The sequence below is a fragment of the Streptomyces sp. SID1328 genome (assembly GCF_009865595.1).
GTDB classification, from domain to species: Bacteria; Actinomycetota; Actinomycetes; order Streptomycetales; family Streptomycetaceae; genus Streptomyces; species Streptomyces griseoluteus.
Genome location: NZ_WWKH01000050.1, coordinates 1 through 1,869, shown reverse-complemented (window position 1 = coordinate 1,869; position 1,869 = coordinate 1). Strand labels below are relative to the sequence as shown.

The window sequence follows — 1,869 nt, the reverse complement described above, 5'->3', positions numbered from 1 at the left end:
GCGGTTCTTCGTGAGCATCAGCCGGGGGACGTCGAACGAGCCGGTGCGGTACCCGGGGGCGACCCAGAACTTCCGCCGCGTCAGCCAGAGTCCGGCCGCGCCGAGGCTGAAGGAGGTCATGCCGAACAGGATCATCGCCCGGAAACCCCAGTACGTCACGGGGACGTTCGGGATGTACTCGGATGGTGAACCGCCGTACGCGGCCGCCTCGGCGCCGGCCGTGTCGTTTATGCCGGGTACCGCCGAGTGGAAGTCCTTGTGCGCCAGGAAGGAGAGCAGGCCGGGGACCTGGATGTCGACGCTGTTGCGCTGGTGGGCGACGTCCGGCACGGAGAAGGCGGAGAAGGCAGCCGGGGCCTCCCTGTCCCACAGCGCCTCGGCGGCGGCCATCTTCATCGGCTGCTGCTCGAACATCACCTCGCCGAGCTTGTCACCGCTGAGCGCGGTGCCCAGACCGAAGACCACGGCCAGCACCAGGCCGAGCCGCAGCGAGGTCCGCATGGCCGCGACCTGCTTGAGGTCGGTGGGCCGGCCCCGGCGCTGCAGCCGGGCCGCGCGCCACAGATGGATGGCGGAGATGCCCATGACGAAGGCGGCGCCGGTGAGGAACGCGGCCGTCAGGGTGTGGGCGACCACCACCAGGTTGAGCTTCTGGAAGAGCACCGCGCCGATGTCCGTCAGATGCGCCTTGCCGGCCGCCTTGTCGACGCTGAAGCCGACCGGGTTCTGCATGAAGGAGTTGGCGGCGAGGATGAAGTACGTCGACAGGATGGTGCCGATGGACACCATCCAGATGCACGCGCAGTGGACCTTCTTGGGCAGCCGGTCCCAGCCGAAGATCCACAGTCCGATGAAGGTGGACTCGAAGAAGAAGGCCAGCAGGGCCTCCAGGGCGAGCGGTGCGCCGAAGACGTCGCCCACGAAGCGGGAGTAGGCGGACCAGTTCATCCCGAACTGGAACTCCTGCACCAGCCCGGTGACGACACCCATGGCGATGTTGATCAGGAAGAGCTTGCCCCAGAACTTGGTGGCGTGGAAGTACTTCGTCCTGCCCGTGCGGACGTACGCCGTCTCCAGGCCCGCCGTGATCGCCACCAGGCTGATGGTGAGGGGCACGAACAGGTAGTGGTAGACGGTGGTCGTCCCGAACTGCCATCGCGCGATGGTGTCCGGGGCCAATGCCAGGTACACGGCAGGTCTCTCCCGAATGTGAATTCATGCTCGCTGTTCGTCGGCCAGCGTCGGGCAATTTGTCGCCCGAGTCAAAGAGGGACGGTCGATCGGGCAATAGGCGGTAGTTATCCTCACCCCGCGGGGTGCCTGCCTCGTCAGCATTGTGCCTGGTCAAGGCCGTGCTGGGAATTGTGCGATGCTTCGGAAGGCGGGCGGAACCGGAAGATAAGCGGTACCTATCGCGTGATCGACACGGCCTCTTTGACTTTCCTTCCGGGAGTCGAAGAAAATTCCGTTCGGCGGGATTCGTATTCACGAAAGAGGCAGACACACCATGAGCAGCAGCATCGAGGACCCGATCGACGAACTGACGGTCACGCCTCCCAAGACGTGGGCGACGGGTGTCCCGGCCGTCACGCACGCGCTGGAGTACTCGCTCAGTCAGACCTCCCCGCGGCGCACCATGCTCACGCTGCTGAACATCAACCAGGTCGACGGCATCGACTGCCCCGGCTGCGCCTGGCCCGAGGACAAGAAGCGGCACTTCAACGAGTACTGCGAGAACGGCGCCAAGCACATCAACGACGAGGCCACCTCGCGCCGCGTCACCCGGGAGTTCTTCCAGCAGTACTCGATCGCCGAGCTGGACTCGAAGTCCGACTACTGGCTCAACCAGCAGGGCCGGCTCACCGAGCC

Annotated in this window: 1 protein-coding gene and 1 pseudogene; one reads left to right on the top strand and one right to left on the bottom strand. The window is 65.5% G+C overall.

The features are described 5' to 3' along the window. The coding region (locus GT030_RS01505; protein WP_161199444.1) for a cytochrome ubiquinol oxidase subunit I at window positions 1-1,191 on the bottom strand (1,191 nt) is incomplete at its 3' end. Between the two features lie 316 nt (window positions 1,192-1,507). Between GT030_RS01505 and GT030_RS01500 the strand changes: the two are divergent. Next, window positions 1,508-1,869 (top strand): annotated as a pseudogene (locus tag GT030_RS01500) (hypothetical protein); the annotation flags it as partial.